The sequence below is a fragment of the Mesorhizobium sp. M0590 genome (genome assembly GCF_040320905.1).
Taxonomy (GTDB): Bacteria; Pseudomonadota; Alphaproteobacteria; order Rhizobiales; family Rhizobiaceae; genus Mesorhizobium.
Map to the genome: position 1 here is coordinate 282,562 of NZ_JAMYQN010000004.1, position 13,262 is coordinate 295,823.

The 13,262-nt window shown below is 64.6% G+C and carries 15 protein-coding genes; 8 read left to right on the forward strand and 7 right to left on the reverse strand.

The annotated features are described in order from the left end of the window. Window positions 1-87 precede the first annotated feature (87 nt). The 3 genes from NKI52_RS10090 to NKI52_RS10100 are packed head-to-tail and all read left to right on the forward strand — an operon-like array spanning window position 88 to window position 3,817. Window positions 88-573, forward strand: a complete 486-nt coding sequence (locus NKI52_RS10090) for a (2Fe-2S)-binding protein (RefSeq protein ID WP_352587828.1) — start codon at window positions 88-90, stop codon at window positions 571-573. Further along, window positions 570-1,559: an FAD binding domain-containing protein gene (locus tag NKI52_RS10095; RefSeq protein WP_352451925.1), complete on the forward strand. Its 990-nt coding sequence runs from the start codon at window positions 570-572 to the stop codon at window positions 1,557-1,559. Before NKI52_RS10090 ends, NKI52_RS10095 begins: the two co-directional genes overlap by 4 nt. Continuing rightward, window positions 1,556-3,817 (forward strand): xanthine dehydrogenase family protein molybdopterin-binding subunit, encoded by a 2,262-nt coding sequence (locus NKI52_RS10100; protein WP_352451927.1) that lies wholly within the window; start codon window positions 1,556-1,558, stop codon window positions 3,815-3,817. Before NKI52_RS10095 ends, NKI52_RS10100 begins: the two co-directional genes overlap by 4 nt. On the opposite strand, the gene NKI52_RS10105 is transcribed toward NKI52_RS10100, so the two are convergent. Then, complete coding sequence (locus NKI52_RS10105) at window positions 3,756-4,955, reverse strand: amidohydrolase (protein ID WP_352635531.1); 1,200 nt, start codon at window positions 4,953-4,955, stop codon at window positions 3,756-3,758. The genes NKI52_RS10100 and NKI52_RS10105 overlap by 62 nt on opposite strands. A gap of 84 nt (window positions 4,956-5,039) precedes the next feature. Between NKI52_RS10105 and NKI52_RS10110 the strand changes: the two genes are divergently transcribed. Next, entirely contained in the window at window positions 5,040-5,870 is an 831-nt protein-coding gene (locus tag NKI52_RS10110; RefSeq protein WP_352635533.1) for an AraC family transcriptional regulator, read from the forward strand. Between the two features lie 70 nt (window positions 5,871-5,940). Next, window positions 5,941-6,372, forward strand: coding sequence for a cupin domain-containing protein (locus NKI52_RS10115; protein WP_352635535.1), 432 nt, complete (start codon window positions 5,941-5,943; stop codon window positions 6,370-6,372). A gap of 37 nt (window positions 6,373-6,409) precedes the next feature. Here the strand turns inward: NKI52_RS10115 and NKI52_RS10120 are convergent, their stop codons facing one another. Genes NKI52_RS10120 through NKI52_RS10130 form a run of 3 tightly spaced genes read right to left on the reverse strand, consistent with a single transcriptional unit; the run spans window position 6,410 to window position 8,504 of the window. Beyond that, a complete protein-coding gene (locus NKI52_RS10120; protein ID WP_352697815.1) occupies window positions 6,410-6,961 on the reverse strand; it encodes a nuclear transport factor 2 family protein in 552 nt (183 codons plus the stop codon). After that, window positions 6,958-7,941, reverse strand: a complete 984-nt coding sequence (locus NKI52_RS10125; RefSeq protein WP_352697817.1) for an alpha/beta hydrolase — start codon at window positions 7,939-7,941, stop codon at window positions 6,958-6,960. The genes NKI52_RS10120 and NKI52_RS10125 overlap by 4 nt, the downstream gene beginning before the upstream one ends. 59 nt (window positions 7,942-8,000) lie before the next feature. Further along, a complete protein-coding gene (locus tag NKI52_RS10130; protein ID WP_051406120.1) occupies window positions 8,001-8,504 on the reverse strand; it encodes a nuclear transport factor 2 family protein in 504 nt (167 codons plus the stop codon). 128 nt (window positions 8,505-8,632) lie between these two features. Here NKI52_RS10130 and NKI52_RS10135 point away from each other — a divergent pair, with 128 nt between their 5' ends. Further along, window positions 8,633-9,541 (forward strand): LysR family transcriptional regulator, encoded by a 909-nt coding sequence (locus NKI52_RS10135; protein ID WP_023676415.1) that lies wholly within the window; start codon window positions 8,633-8,635, stop codon window positions 9,539-9,541. Between the two features lie 27 nt (window positions 9,542-9,568). Here NKI52_RS10135 and NKI52_RS10140 read toward each other — a convergent pair whose 3' ends face one another. Together NKI52_RS10140 and NKI52_RS10145 are read right to left on the reverse strand one after the other, a co-directional pair. Continuing rightward, window positions 9,569-10,024, reverse strand: a complete 456-nt coding sequence (locus NKI52_RS10140; protein WP_023676416.1) for a carboxymuconolactone decarboxylase family protein — start codon at window positions 10,022-10,024, stop codon at window positions 9,569-9,571. A 119-nt stretch (window positions 10,025-10,143) separates the two neighbouring features. Further along, a complete protein-coding gene (locus NKI52_RS10145) occupies window positions 10,144-10,587 on the reverse strand; it encodes an SRPBCC family protein (RefSeq protein ID WP_023676417.1) in 444 nt (147 codons plus the stop codon). Window positions 10,588-10,812: 225 nt separating this feature from the next. On the opposite strand from NKI52_RS10145, the gene NKI52_RS10150 reads away from it, so the two are divergent. Both NKI52_RS10150 and NKI52_RS10155 read left to right on the forward strand, forming a co-directional pair. Then, window positions 10,813-11,577 carry a copper homeostasis protein CutC gene (locus tag NKI52_RS10150; protein ID WP_023676418.1) on the forward strand — a complete coding sequence of 255 codons (765 nt, stop codon included), beginning with the start codon at window positions 10,813-10,815 and terminating at the stop codon, window positions 11,575-11,577. Between the two features lie 32 nt (window positions 11,578-11,609). Beyond that, window positions 11,610-12,098: a GNAT family N-acetyltransferase gene (locus tag NKI52_RS10155; RefSeq protein WP_023676419.1), complete on the forward strand. Its 489-nt coding sequence runs from the start codon at window positions 11,610-11,612 to the stop codon at window positions 12,096-12,098. A gap of 19 nt (window positions 12,099-12,117) precedes the next feature. On the opposite strand, the gene NKI52_RS10160 is transcribed toward NKI52_RS10155, so the two are convergent. After that, window positions 12,118-13,140 carry an acyltransferase family protein gene (locus NKI52_RS10160; protein WP_352644719.1) on the reverse strand — a complete coding sequence of 341 codons (1,023 nt, stop codon included), beginning with the start codon at window positions 13,138-13,140 and terminating at the stop codon, window positions 12,118-12,120. Between the last annotated feature and the right edge of the window lie 122 nt (window positions 13,141-13,262).

The following is a 13,262-nucleotide window of genomic DNA, read 5'->3' on the forward strand; positions in this document are numbered from 1 at the left end:
CCGCCCTATTTCGCCTCGACAGGTGGGTGGCTGCTTGCTGGACGAGTCCCTGCGACGAGTACGGCATGTGCTTCGAGGTAACCCCCAATGGACTTCCACGATCGGCACCTATTGCGGTTGCGGGTGAACGGAGAGGATCACAGCCTTTCCGATCTCGATCCCCGCGTCACGCTGCTCGACCTGCTGCGCGAGCGGCTTCATCTGACCGGAACGAAAAAGGGATGCAATTTCGGCGAGTGCGGCGCCTGCACCGTGCATCTCGACGAACGGCGTGTGAATGCCTGCATGATACTTGCCGTGTCCTGCGAGGGACGCGAGGTCACGACGATCGAAGGCTTGGCAAACGGCGATGCGCTTCATCCCGTGCAGCAGGCGTTCATCGATCATGATGGGTTCCAGTGCGGATTCTGCACGCCCGGACAGGTGATGTCGGCGGCGGCACTGATCGAGGAGGGACATACCGGCTCCGATGCCGAGATCCGCGAATGGATGAGCGGTAATCTGTGCCGCTGCTCGGCCTATCCGCAAATCGTCGAGGCGGTGCGCTCAGCGGCCGGGAGGGCGAGCCAATGACCCCATTCGTCTATGCGCGCGCCGACAGCCTGGGCGACACGATCGCAGCCGGTGCCGCGCCCGACAGCGCCTTTCTCGCCGGCGGCACCGAATTGCTCAACTGGCTGCGCCTTGGAATTGCCGGGCCGGCGCGGATCATCGATATCTCCCGCCTCGACGGGCTGGATCAGATCGAGGCACTGCCCGGCGGCGGCTTGACGATCGGCGCGCTGACGCATCTCAACGATGTCGCGCAGCATGCGCTGGTGATGCGCGATTATCCGGTGTTGAGCCAGGCGATCCTCAACGCCGCATCGCCGCAGCTGAGAAACCTAGCAACGATAGGCGGCAATCTTCTGCAGAAGACGCGCTGTGCCTATTTCCGTGCCGAAGAGCAGTTGCCATGCAACAAGCGTCAGCTCGGCTCCGGCTGCTCGGCATTGCATGGCATCAACGACAATCACGCGATATTCGGCTGGACTGAGGATTGCGTCGCCACCCAGCCATCCGACCCGGCGGTGGCGCTGGCAGCACTTGATGCGGTCATCGTCACCGCGCACCGCAGCGGCGGCCGGCGCATTCCGGCAGCGGAATTCCACCTGCTTCCCGACACGCGGCCCGAGGCAGACAATGTGTTGCAGCAAGGCGAACTGATCACGGCAATCGAGCTGCCGGCGCCGGCGCCGCGATCGGCTTACCTCAAGGTGCGCGAGCGCGAATCCTACGAGTACGCCATCGTCTCTGCCGCCGCTGTGCTGGAGATGGACGGCCAAACCATCCGTCGGGCGGCCCTGGCGCTGGGGTCCGTCGCGCTGCGGCCGTGGCGGCTGAGCGCCGCCGACCAGCAGCTCGCCGGTGCCGAAATCGGCGATCGCGAGGCGTTGAGCACCGCTATCGAGCAATCCTTCGCCGAAGCGCGTCCCTTGTCGCAGAACGCCTACAAGATCGAACTGGCCAAGACCGCCGCTTTGCGGGCGATCGAAAGAGCAGCGAGGATGCCGTCATGATGATCAGCCAGCCTGTTGCCCGCCCTGACGGCGGCGTCAAGGTCACCGGCCGCGCCCGCTATGCGGCCGACTATTTCGCCCCCGACCTGCTCTATGCGGTACTCGTGACCGCGCCCGTTCCGGCCGGCCGCGTGACGTCGATCATGGTCGACGACGCGCTCGCCGAGAACGGCGTCGTGCGTGTGCTCACGCATGAGGACATGCCCAAATTCGGCCGGTTCGTATCGCCAAGGGCCGAGCCCGATACGCAGATGCAGCAAGCCGAAGGCCCGCCCGCGGCGCAGAGCTTCATGCCCATGCAGGGCGACGAAATACGTCACGAGGGCCAGCCGCTTGCCATTGTGCTGGGCGAGACGCTGGAGGCGGCGGAGGCCGGCGCTCGCCGCGTCGCGTTGCGCTACGCGTTCGCCGAGCCGGAGTTGCCGGCACCCCCCGAGTGGACCGCCATCGACAAGGCTGCTGTCGTGCCGAGGGAGAGCGGCTTCCTGTTCCTGGAGCCGACGTTTACGAAGGGCGAGGTCGACCGCGGGCTTGCTGATGCCGCCGCCACGGTCGAAGCCGTCTATTTGCAGCCGTCGCGCCATCACAACGCCATGGAGCCCTCGGCGACGCTCGCCGAATGGAATGACGGAGAGCTGACGCTGCACGACGCCACGCAGCACGTCTACGGTGTCCGCCAGGTGGTTGCCGCCCGCATGAATGTCCCGGCCGAGAAGGTCCGCGTGATTTCCCGCCATACCGGCGGCGGCTTCGGCGGCAAGGGCTGGATCTGGCCGCATCAGGTGCTGGCCGCCGCCGCCGCGCGCATCATGGAGCGCCCGGTCAGGCTGGCGCTAAGCCGAGCCAATGCCTATTCGTGCCTCGGTTATCAGCCGCGCATGGCACAGAAGATCGTGCTGGCGGCGGACAGGTCGGGCAAGCTGACCGCCGTGCAACAGGACGTGGTCAACCTGACCACCGTGACCGACGATTTCGTCGAGTTCGCCACCGAAGCCTCGAAGGGTCTCTACGCCACGCCGGCCATGCGTCTCAGCCAGCGCGTGGAGCGCGCAAACGTCGCCATGCCGACGCCGCTGCGCGCGCCGGTCGAGGGTCCGGGCACCTGGGCGCTCGAAAGCGCGATGGACGAGCTCGCCCACCGCCTCGGCATCGATCCGCTCGATCTGCGTCTGGTCAACCATGCGGACACGGATCCGGCCACCGGCCAGCCCTGGTCGTCGAAGAAGCTGCGCGAGGCTTATGAGGAAGGCGCCCGCCTGTTCGGCTGGCGCGAGCGCCCGCGCAAGCCGCAACGCGACGGCGATTGGCTGATCGGCTACGGCATGGCGACCTGCAGCATGGGCTGTTTCCGCAACCCGACGCCTGCAGCCGAGGTCAGGTTGCACCGAGATGGCACGGTGCTCATCCGCACCGGCACCCAGGACATAGGGACCGGAACACTCACCATCTTTCCGCAGATCGCGGCCGACGTGCTGGGCCTGCCGATGGAGAGGATTGAGATGGAAATGGGCGATACACAGCTGCCGGAGGCGGGACCGACCTATGGCTCGTCATCGACCATGGGGGTGGGCGCGGCGGTGCTTGCCGCTGCCGAAGATGCGCGTTCGCAGCTTGCCCGTCTTGCCAATCTGCTGCCGGACGAGGTCGAGATGCAGGACGGCAAGATTCGCCGCAGAGGCGCTGCCGGCGGTCAGACGATCGCCGACGTGATGAGCCATACCGACATCGGCGAGATCACCGGCTCCGGCTCGTTCGATCCGGCGCAGCATGGCAAAGGCCTCGCGATGCGCACTTTCGGCGCGATTTTCATGGAGGTCGGCGTCGATCCGGGGCTCGGCCTGCTCAGGCTTCGTCGCGCCGTGGGCAGCTACAGCGCCGGCCGCATCGTCAATCCCCGCACCGCACGCAGCCAGATGACGGGCGGCATCATCTGGGGCTGGGGCATGGCGGCAATGGAGCAGAGCAGGCACGAACCGGTGCTTGGCCGGTTCCTGTCGAAGAACCTTTCCGGAGTCGCCATTCCGGTCAACGCCGACATTCCCGGCGACATCATAATCCACTTCGTCGATGAGGTGGACGAGCATGCCAGCCCGATCGGCGGCAAAGGCATCGGCGAACTCGGCGCCACCGGCGTTGCCGCTGCTGTTGCCAACGCCGTCTTCGACGCCACAGGCAAGCGGATCCGGGAGTTGCCGATCACGCCGGAAAAACTGCTGTGGAAGGATCGGCCCGCGGAAGCGTCTGCTCGACGAGGTTGACGTAATAGCGCATCACCGTCGGCACGATCTCGTCGTTGAAAACGTAGCGGTCGCCGTGCAGGCCTTCGCCCGGGCCGACCTCGCCGGCGCCGATCCACGCATAGCAGCCGCCGGCGGCGCGGATCATGAAAGCGAAATCCTCGCAGCCGAGACTGGGGCTGAACTCGGTCAAGACATTCTCCCGGCCGACGACGGAGGCGGCGGCCTCGACGGCGCGGGCCGTCGCATCGGCCGTATTGATCAGCGGCGGATAGCCCTTCCTGTAGTCGAGCCTGGCCTTGAGCGAATGCGCGGCGGCAATACCTTGTGCGATCTCGCCGATCAGCCTCTCGCAATGGTCGGAAAGGCCGTGCTCGAAGAAGCGGCAGGTGCCTTGCAGCCAGACCTTGCCCGGCACGATATTGCCGACATTGCCGCCATGAATCTGCGTGATGCTGACGACAAGCGCGCTCTGAGGGTCGACCGAGCGGCTGACGATGCGCTGGACGGCTTGCACGAAGGCGCCCGCGGCCAGGATCGGGTCATCCCCGAGCTGCGGCATGGCGGCATGAGCGCCAAGACCCTCAAAGGTCAGTTCGAAATTATCGACGGCCGCCATTTGCGGCCCGACGCGGGCGGCGATCGTCCCCAGCCTGATGCCCGGCCAGTTGTGAACCGCATAGACCGCTTCGACCGGAAAGCGCTTGAACAGGCCGTCCTCGATCATGCGCATGCTGCCGCCCTCGTTTTCCTCGGCCGGCTGAAAGATGAAAGTGACGGCTCCGTCGAAGGCGCGCGATTGACTGAGCAGTTTGGCGGCGCCGAGCAGCATGGCGGCGTGGCCGTCATGGCCGCAGGCGTGCATCACGCCCTCTTGCCTCGAAGCATAGGACAGGCCGGTTTTCTCCAGCACCGGAAGCGCGTCGAGCTCGGCGCGAAGGCCGATAGCGCACGTTCCAGCGCCGCTGCGCAGGACACCGACGACGCCGGTGCCGCCGATCCCTTCATGCACCTCGTCGACGCCGAAGGAGCGCAGCTTCTCTGCAACGAAACGCGCCGTTTCGTATTCATTGAATGCGAGTTCCGGATTGGCATGGATATGGTGCCGCCAGCCTATAACCTCTGGTGTCAGCGCGGCGACGGGGTCATTATGCAACATGATGCCTCCTTTCCGCCGACAAAAAGCGGCTTGGTTTGCCTGCCATAGAAGGCCCGGCGAGAGGCGTCTTGAACCGGATTGACCATGGCAAGGACAAACGAAGCGGCAGAGACCGGGAAATACTGGCGCCATCCGTGCTTCCCCGACCTGGGCCTGTTCGAGGCGCGCTTCACCCGGCACCGCTATGACTTGCACACGCACCCGACCTATGTGATCGCCCTGATCACCTCTGGCTGCGAGCGCATTCGCATCGGCCGCAAAAGCGTTCTCGCTCCGGCAGGCACCATTGCCGTCGTCAATCCCGAGGAGTGGCATGACGGCGAACGCGGGGCGGATGAAGGCTGGGCCTACCGGACGTTTTATCCTTCGGTGCCGATGATGACCGCGCTTACCCGCGAACTCGGCCGCGACGGCGCTCCAGTATTTTCGCGCGCGACTATCGAAGACAGCAGTCTCGCCGCAGCATTGATGGCAGCACACCAGGGCTCGACATCCCCGGACACAATGACGGCCGAGACGTCCCTGCTCGTGGCGCTGCGACGGCTGATCGTTCGGCATGGCGACTCGAGCGGACAGGCCGAAGAGATCGAAAGCTCCGGATCGCAGCGGCGGTTCTCGCTCTACCGCGATCTTGTCGAAAGCGAGCTTGGCTCGCAGCTCGACCTCAAGCGGCTAGCCGGCGCGGCTGGCGTGACCCGATTCCAGGTCATCCGCGACTTCAACAAGGCGATCGGCCTGACGCCGGCGGCCTATATCCGCGACCGGCGATTGCGCCGGGCGAGTGCGCTGATCGAACAGGGATTTGGCCTCGCCGACGCCGCCATCGCGGCGGGTTTCGCCGACCAGAGCCATCTTTCCCGTACATTCCGGGCTATGCATGGCATGACGCCGGGCATGTTCAGAAGAGCGGGATAAGGCGCTCCTGAACAGACAAGCTTGCGCGCCAATGCTTGCTGCGCAATGCTGACGCAGCTCGGGGGGAATCATGCGAAAAATCTTGGCATCGATGCTGCTGCTCGCGGCTCCACTGTTTGCAAACAGCGCCCAGGCGCTGGATGCCAGCGGCACGCCGGTCATCGTGACCCCGCTTGCCTCTCACACCGAGACCGCGTCCGGCCAGCCGATCACGCTGCCGCAGAAGAACGTCCAGGTCCTGGTCTCGGCCTATCAGATCGCGCCGGGCGCGACCTTGCCGGTCCACAAGCATCCGTTTCCGCGCTATGCCTATGTCGAGGCCGGCACGCTTCAGGTCACCAACGTCGAGACCGGCAAGAGCAACACCTATCAAACAGGTGATTTCATCATCGAGATGATCGGGCAATGGCATCAGGCGACCAATGTCGGCGCCGATCCGGTCAAGCTGCTTGTCATCGACCAGGTCGAAGAAGGTACCAAGAACACGGTGTTGCGCCAGTAACTGCGGTCGTCGGGCACTCCAGCAAGGAACACCGGATTCACTCCGCAGCTTTCACCCGGTCGGCGGCGGCGGCCAGCACCGCGCGATCCCCCTCTTCGTATAAGCGGCGGATGGAGATTGCCTTGACGCGCCAGCCTTCAGGCGTCCGCACCATCCGGTGGAGATAGCTGCCGCCAACCGTCCAGAACCGGGAACCGATCCAATGGGTTGCGCGGACATGGCTGCGTGCAACCGCACCGTTGTCCGCGTCTTCGACAATGATGTTGGTGATGAGGTGCTGGGTGGCGTCGAAGCCCGGCAGCAGCCCTTGCCATTGGGCGATCAGCGCGTCGCGGCCGCTGGTCGTGACCTCGCCGCCGAAGAGGCTGGTATAGTCGGTCGTGACACGGGCCGCGAAATAGGATCTGACCCGGTTCCATTCACGCAGGTCGGCATAGAGGCCGATCCCGGCCACTGCCTCGGTGATTGCGATCCTGTCTTTGACCGTCAGCGCATCTCCCGGCGCGCTCGAGGCGGGCGCCGAGACGGCGGAAATCATCGCAGCGGAAATCGCCGAGACCAGGACATGCCGGCGCGTGACGAGGCTCATTGTCCCGCCTCCCCCGCACTGCCGAGCGTCGCGCGGAAGTGCGCGGCGGCGGCATCGCTCGCCGCCTTCACCGGCGCGGCACGATCGTAGAAATCGAATTGGGTGACATTGTCGAGCCACAGCTCCCGCTTGGAACTGGTCAGCCGCGTGTAGAATTTGTGCGCCCCCTTCGGAATGGCAGCCGCCTCGCTGTGCACCATCAAAAAAGGCTGGTGCAGGCGCGGAGCAGCCTGGATGGCGTCGAACGTCAGCCAGCCGCGCCAGAACGCCGGATCGGCCTCGTTGCGCCACGCCGGGATCATGCCGCGATCGGGTTCGGTGTAGTAAGGCACCTTGAACATGATCGCGCGCTCGTCGGTCAGGCTCGCGGCCGGCAAGAACGCTTGCTTGCCGGTGCGGCGATACTCAGCCTTGGCCGCATCGCCCACGGCCTCAAGCCTGAAGACGCCATTCCGGCCGCCATAGGCCTGCTCGACCACTTCGGCATCCTGCAACCAGGGCGCAACGAGGGCGACCGATTTGATCGCGGCGTTTTCGGCGGCGGCGGTGACCATGTAGCCGGAGCTGGCGCAAATGCCGAGCCCGCCGATGCGGTCCTGATCGGCTTCGGGCCGGCTCGCGAGATAGGCAACCGCCGCTTCGATGTCGGCGATCTTGGCGTAAGGATCCTCGTACTGGCGTCGCACGCCGCCGCTTTCGCCCCAGCCGCGAAAATCGAAGGTCAAGGCGACGAAGCCGCGATCGGCCATCTCGCGGGCGTAGCGGGCCGGCATCTGTTCCTTCACCGTCATCCAGGCGCCGGTCACGACCAGCGCCGGCCGAGGTTTCGCCGCGTCCAGATCCTCCGGGAGATAGAGCTCGCCGATGATCTGCTCACCGTACGAGGCAAAAGCGACGCGCTCGACGCGCGGTGCGGCGAAGGCATTGGAGGCGGCGAGCGCGGCGGTGGTTGCTACGGCAAGTGTCAGGGTTTTAAGCATCGCAAGTCTCCTTTGGCTTGGAATGAGAAGCGCGGCGCGTTGCGAGAAAGACCGCCGTCTCAGCGCTCGCCAGCCAGTCGGCTGGGCAGTGGCTTCAGCGGGTAATGCGCCCAGTAGAAAGCGTCCGACTGGTACATGTCGGTCAAAAAATTCTGTGCCTCGGCGATCTTGCCGTCCGTGATGCGGAACATCAGCGCGTAGAACTGGTCGATCTCGGGACCTGAGCCGACATTCGACCAGCCGCGATGGACGTCGACCACGAGGTCGCCTTGCGCCTGGAAGAAGATCGGCTCGGCCTTGAACTTGCCATCGGCCAGGCCGCGGAAGAAGGCGACCACCTCGTCCGGCCCGCGCTTGTCGCCGGCGAGCGGATGATGACCGGGAATGCGCCACACGATGTCGGGCGCGAGGAAGGGCCGCACGGCCTCGGGATTGCCGGTCGCGTAAGCTGCGTAGTAGTCTTTGATGAGCTGGATATTGCGGTCTTCCAGTGGCCCGCTGTGCGCCGGGGCGGCAGACACCGCCAGAAGAGTGCCGGCGGCGAGTAAAGCAAGCCTGGTCATCGGTCCTGTCTCCTTGCCCGTTCGAGCCGTTCCCAACACCGAGGCCCGTTCGTCGGACCCAACATGACGCCTTTCGTTCGCCGGAAAAACCAGTAGAGTTCGATAGGGCTATTTGGAAAATCCTTACAATGCGCCTCGACCAATTCAGCGGCATCGTCGCCTTCGTCAAGGTTGCGGAGGCCAAAAGCTTCACCCGCGCCGGCGCCGAGCTCGGCGTCGCTCCGGCCTCGTTGAGCGAGGCGGTCAAGGGGCTCGAGGAGCGCCTGGGGGTGCGGCTGCTCAACCGGACGACCCGCAGCGTTGGCTTGACCGAAGCTGGCGCCCAATACCTCGACCATGTGCGTCCGGCAGCCGAAGATATCTGGGCGGCTGGTGCGGCTCTGCGCGACAGCCGCGATCGTCCCGCCGGCACGCTGCGGCTCAGCCTGCCGTGGATCGCCGCTCCGCTGCTGATCGAGCCGCTGATGCGGCCGTTCATGGATGCTTATCCCGAAGTGCGGCTTAGTCTGATTTTCGACGACAGCTTCGTCGATATCGCCGCCGATGGCTTCGACGCCGGCCTGCGCATCGGCGAACTTCTCGAGAAAGACATGATCGGCGCGCGTCTGGGCGGGCCACTGCAGATGGTCGCGGTGGGTAGCCCCGATTATCTGGCGCGCAACGGCACACCGAAGCGGCCGGCCGACCTCGCCGCCCATCGCTGCATCGCATTCGCCCTGACCCGCACGCGCGCGATTTCGCCCTGGGAGTTCATTGTGGAGGGACGCGAAGTCGCATTCACGCCGGACGCATGCCTGGTCGTGAACACGCTTCCGCTGTGCATTACCGCCGCCGCGCAAGGGCTTGGCCTCGCCTTCGCGGTCGAGGGCCTCGCCGCGCCGCTTCTCGCCTCAGGCGCGCTGGTCAAGGTGCTGGAGCCTTTCTGTCCCGCTTACGAGCCGCTCCACCTCTATTATCCCAGCCGCCGCCTCGTGCCACCGAAGCTGCGGGCCTTCATCGACTTCGTCCGCGCGAATTCGCACAAGCTGCGGATCTGATGTGGCTTTTCGAGAATCCGGCCCCGTTCAGCCCCAGGCGCCGACCATCTGCCTGGTGGTTGCGTTGAGCCGGTTGAATGCGTTGATCAGGGCAATCTGGACGACCAGGGCGGCAAGCGCCTTTTCGTCATAGTGCCGGGCGGCCTCGTCCCAGACTGCATCCGGCACCGGATCCGGCCGGTCGGCCAACCGGGTTGCCGCCTCGGTCAGTGCCAGCGCGGCGCGTTCGGCGTCGGTGAAGTAGGGTGTCTCCCGCCATGCGGACACGGCAAAGATGCGTTCGTCCTTTTCGCCGGCCTTCTTCAATTCGCGCGCATGCATATCGACGCAGAGGCTGCATCCGTTGATCTGGCTGGCGCGCAAATGGACGAGCTTGCGCGTCACATAGGACAGGTCAGCCGTTTCCGTAGACTTGTCCAGCGCGAGCAGCGCCTGCAAGGCGCCGGGAATGAGCACCACCGGGTTTTTCAATCGTGCTTGCATAGTGGTCTCCTTCGGGCGTGTTTTTTCAAGCCCGGACGACGAACATCCGGGGTCTCGATATGTCTTGGTTCTGTCAGTTCGCCGGCCGCCGCGTTGCGGCAAGGCGAGCGCCGGGATCTTCAGCTTTGCGAGGCAGTCACCCGCTCAAGCCGCTCGAGAATGCGCGGCCAACCGCTTCCCATGCCGATGTAGCCGCGCTCGTCCTCGGACCGGAACCCGGAATGCTCCATGCGCACCCGCGTCGCTGTACCTTCGGGCGTCAACGACCATGTCACCACGGTCTTCAGACCGCTGTCGGATTCGGTGCCGTCGCCCCAGCTGTAGGCTAGCAGGCGTGGCGGCTCGATCTTCAGCACCTCGCAGTTCGTCACGCCGGACCAGCCAGGCACCGGCGTCGCGCGAAAGGTAAAGCGATGGCCTTGCTCAGGCGCAAAGTCGTTCTCCATCAGCCATTCGGCAACTAGATGCGGCACGGTCAGTGCGCGCCATATCTTTTCAGCCGCATGCGGGATCAGACGCTCGACGACAATGGATTTGGTTTCGATTGTGGTTGCTTCAGTCATGACTTCGGACCCGTTGTTTGCGGTTTGGCTGGGCTATCAACAACGCGCTCTCCATGAGAACCAATAACCCACCAGCTATGAGTTACGTATAACGCTTAAGTTATGAATGTGTCAAGCGGCGGAATGGCAGGCGCGCCCGCAAGCACATTGAGCCAACACTTCCGGCTTTCATCGCACCATGCCCGATGCTACCGCTGGCCAGCTGAAATCATCGACGGATCGCCCATGACCGAGACCGAACGCCCTCGCCTCCCGTTGATCGAGATCTGCGTCGAAGGCATAGACGGCCTGCTGGCCGCGCAAGCCGCAGGCGCCGACCGTGTCGAGCTCTGTGCCAGCCTGATCGAGGGCGGCATCACGCCGAGCTTCGGCACGGTGCGCGCCGCGCTCGAGCTGGCGACGATCCCGTTCCACGTCATCGTGCGGCCGCGCGGCGGCGATTTTCTGTATGGCGAAGCCGAATATCGTTCGATGCTCGCCGATGTCGGCGCGCTTGCCGAGCTCGGCGTCGCCGGTGTCGTCGTCGGTTGCCTCGCTGCCGACGGCACTATCGACGAACAGCGCATGAGCGAATTGGTTAAGGCGGCGGGACGCTTGAACGTCACCTGCCACCGCGCCTTCGACATGACCCGCGACCCGACCGAGGCGCTGGAAGCGCTGATCCGCTGCAAGGTCGGCCGCGTGCTGACCAGCGGCCAGCGCGACACGGCACTGGAAGGCGCGGACCTGCTCGCCGAGCTTGTCAGGCAGGCCGGCGACCGCATCATCATCCTCGGCTGCGGCGGGCTTGATCCCGAGAACATCAGCAAGGTGCGGAGGAAAACCGGGTTGAGCGAAATGCACTTCGCCGCGCTCAAGGACGTGCCGAGTGCCATGCGCTACCGCAACCCGAAAGTCGGCATGGGCGGCACCGACCTCGACCGCGAATACCGCAACACCGTGACCGACGAGGCGCTGGTGGCGGCGACCATCGCCGCTGCCCGGACATGATCCTGGAAGATCGAAGAAAAAACATGATCGAAATGCGTTTGCCGATCGAACGGGTTTCGCCGCAGGATGAGCCCGCCATCCTCGCGCTCAACAACGAGCACGCTGCGGAATTATCATGGCTCGAACCTGAGCGCCTGTCCTTCCTGCTCGGCGAAGCGTTTTACACGCGCCGCATCGGTGCACTCGAAGCCTTCATCATGACCTTCGACCAGGACGCGAGCTACGACAGCCCCAACTTCCTGTGGTTTCGCGAGCGCTATCCGCGGTTCGTCTACGTCGACCGCGTCGTGGTCGGCGCCAAAGCGCGCGGCCGCGGCCATGCCCGCCGGCTGTATGAGGATCTGTTCGAGCAGGCGTCACGCGCGGGCCAGGCGATCGTCACCTGCGAAGTCAATGCCGAGCCACCCAATCCGGCTTCGGACGCCTTCCATGCCGCACTCGGCTTTGCGGAAGTGGGCGACGCGGTAATCCACGGCGGCAGGAAAGCCGTGCGGTATTATGCAAGACGGATCGCCGGCTGAACGGCGGGCGCCGTTCGCCCTACCAATTGCGGTTCAGCCAGGAGCGGGCCGGCTTTTCGATGATGTAGTAGCTGCACAGCGCGCAAGCGAACGCCGCCGCAAGCATCAACCACGGCGAACTGCCTTTTATGTCGACGATTTGATAAAAGGGCTGCTGCCAAAGATAGAGCGAATACGACCACAGCCCCAGCATCGTCATCGGCAGGGACGATAGAAACCCGGTCAGATACCGGCTGCTGAAGTCGAGCAAATTGACGGCGAGTGCCAACAGCGGCACCGCGACCAGATAGTGGATCGGGGTTGGCACGGCAGCCATGAAAAGGAGCACAGCCACTACTGAGGCCGCCGGGGCGACATGCGGCCCCTTGAGCAGCGCCGGCAGCCTGTCGTCGGCCTTGAGCAGGCATATCACCGCCGACAGCAGGATCGAGGCGATGTGCACGTCGGTGCGCCAATAGGTGCCCTCGTAGCCTATTGCGAGCACCCAGTAGGAGATGGCGCCGTTTGCCATGGCCAGCACCGACAATGCACCGAGCAACATGATGACCCGGGACCGCCCCGAGACGACGACGCTGATCAGCGCCAGGATGATATAGGCGTGCTCTTCGACGCAGAGCGACCAGATATGGTCGAGCGCGCCGGCGCGGGTGACGAGAATTCCGGCATAGTTGTAGGTGAACGTCAGCGCCGTCAGCGCCGCCTTCCATTTGAAGGCGATGAATGTGCCGGACAAGGCAACCATCGCGGCGACGACGAAGATGAGTAGTGCCGGGTAGATGCGGGAGAACCGGCGCTTGAAGAATTTCTTCAGCGGATAGTATTCGACAAACAGGATCTCGGCCATCAGCCGGCCGCTGAGCACGAAGAAGAATTCGACGCCCAGGACGCCGAGATTGATGCCGGGAACGGGGAAGAAATGGCCGATCAGCACCAGCGCGATCGACAGGCCGCGCCAGCCGTCGAGATAGGCAAGCCTGGTTCTTGCCGAGCTGTCGGCCACAGGCCTGGATACGACAAGACGCGTCGCGGAAATGTCCGTCATGCCGGTCCCTTCATTGAACCTGCGAAAGGCGGGCTGGAGGCCGCATTCCTCCAGCTATATTGCAGCGCACCAGAACTTTGTGCAAGTGCGAGATAACGACACGCCCGAAGCACAGGACGGAC

Bases quoted from the DNA above. Each gene is read 5' to 3' on its own strand.
- NKI52_RS10090 (WP_352587828.1), top strand. From the start codon at position 88: ATGGACTTCCACGATCGGCACCTATTGCGGTTGCGGGTGAACGGAGAG.
- NKI52_RS10095 (WP_352451925.1), top strand. From the start codon at position 570: ATGACCCCATTCGTCTATGCGCGCGCCGACAGCCTGGGCGACACGATC.
- NKI52_RS10100 (WP_352451927.1), top strand. From the start codon at position 1,556: ATGATGATCAGCCAGCCTGTTGCCCGCCCTGACGGCGGCGTCAAGGTC.
- NKI52_RS10105 (WP_352635531.1), bottom strand. From the start codon at position 4,955: ATGTTGCATAATGACCCCGTCGCCGCGCTGACACCAGAGGTTATAGGC.
- NKI52_RS10110 (WP_352635533.1), top strand. From the start codon at position 5,040: ATGGCAAGGACAAACGAAGCGGCAGAGACCGGGAAATACTGGCGCCAT.
- NKI52_RS10115 (WP_352635535.1), top strand. From the start codon at position 5,941: ATGCGAAAAATCTTGGCATCGATGCTGCTGCTCGCGGCTCCACTGTTT.
- NKI52_RS10120 (WP_352697815.1), bottom strand. From the start codon at position 6,961: ATGAGCCTCGTCACGCGCCGGCATGTCCTGGTCTCGGCGATTTCCGCT.
- NKI52_RS10125 (WP_352697817.1), bottom strand. From the start codon at position 7,941: ATGCTTAAAACCCTGACACTTGCCGTAGCAACCACCGCCGCGCTCGCC.
- NKI52_RS10130 (WP_051406120.1), bottom strand. From the start codon at position 8,504: ATGACCAGGCTTGCTTTACTCGCCGCCGGCACTCTTCTGGCGGTGTCT.
- NKI52_RS10135 (WP_023676415.1), top strand. From the start codon at position 8,633: ATGCGCCTCGACCAATTCAGCGGCATCGTCGCCTTCGTCAAGGTTGCG.
- NKI52_RS10140 (WP_023676416.1), bottom strand. From the start codon at position 10,024: ATGCAAGCACGATTGAAAAACCCGGTGGTGCTCATTCCCGGCGCCTTG.
- NKI52_RS10145 (WP_023676417.1), bottom strand. From the start codon at position 10,587: ATGACTGAAGCAACCACAATCGAAACCAAATCCATTGTCGTCGAGCGT.
- NKI52_RS10150 (WP_023676418.1), top strand. From the start codon at position 10,813: ATGACCGAGACCGAACGCCCTCGCCTCCCGTTGATCGAGATCTGCGTC.
- NKI52_RS10155 (WP_023676419.1), top strand. From the start codon at position 11,610: ATGCGTTTGCCGATCGAACGGGTTTCGCCGCAGGATGAGCCCGCCATC.
- NKI52_RS10160 (WP_352644719.1), bottom strand. From the start codon at position 13,140: ATGACGGACATTTCCGCGACGCGTCTTGTCGTATCCAGGCCTGTGGCC.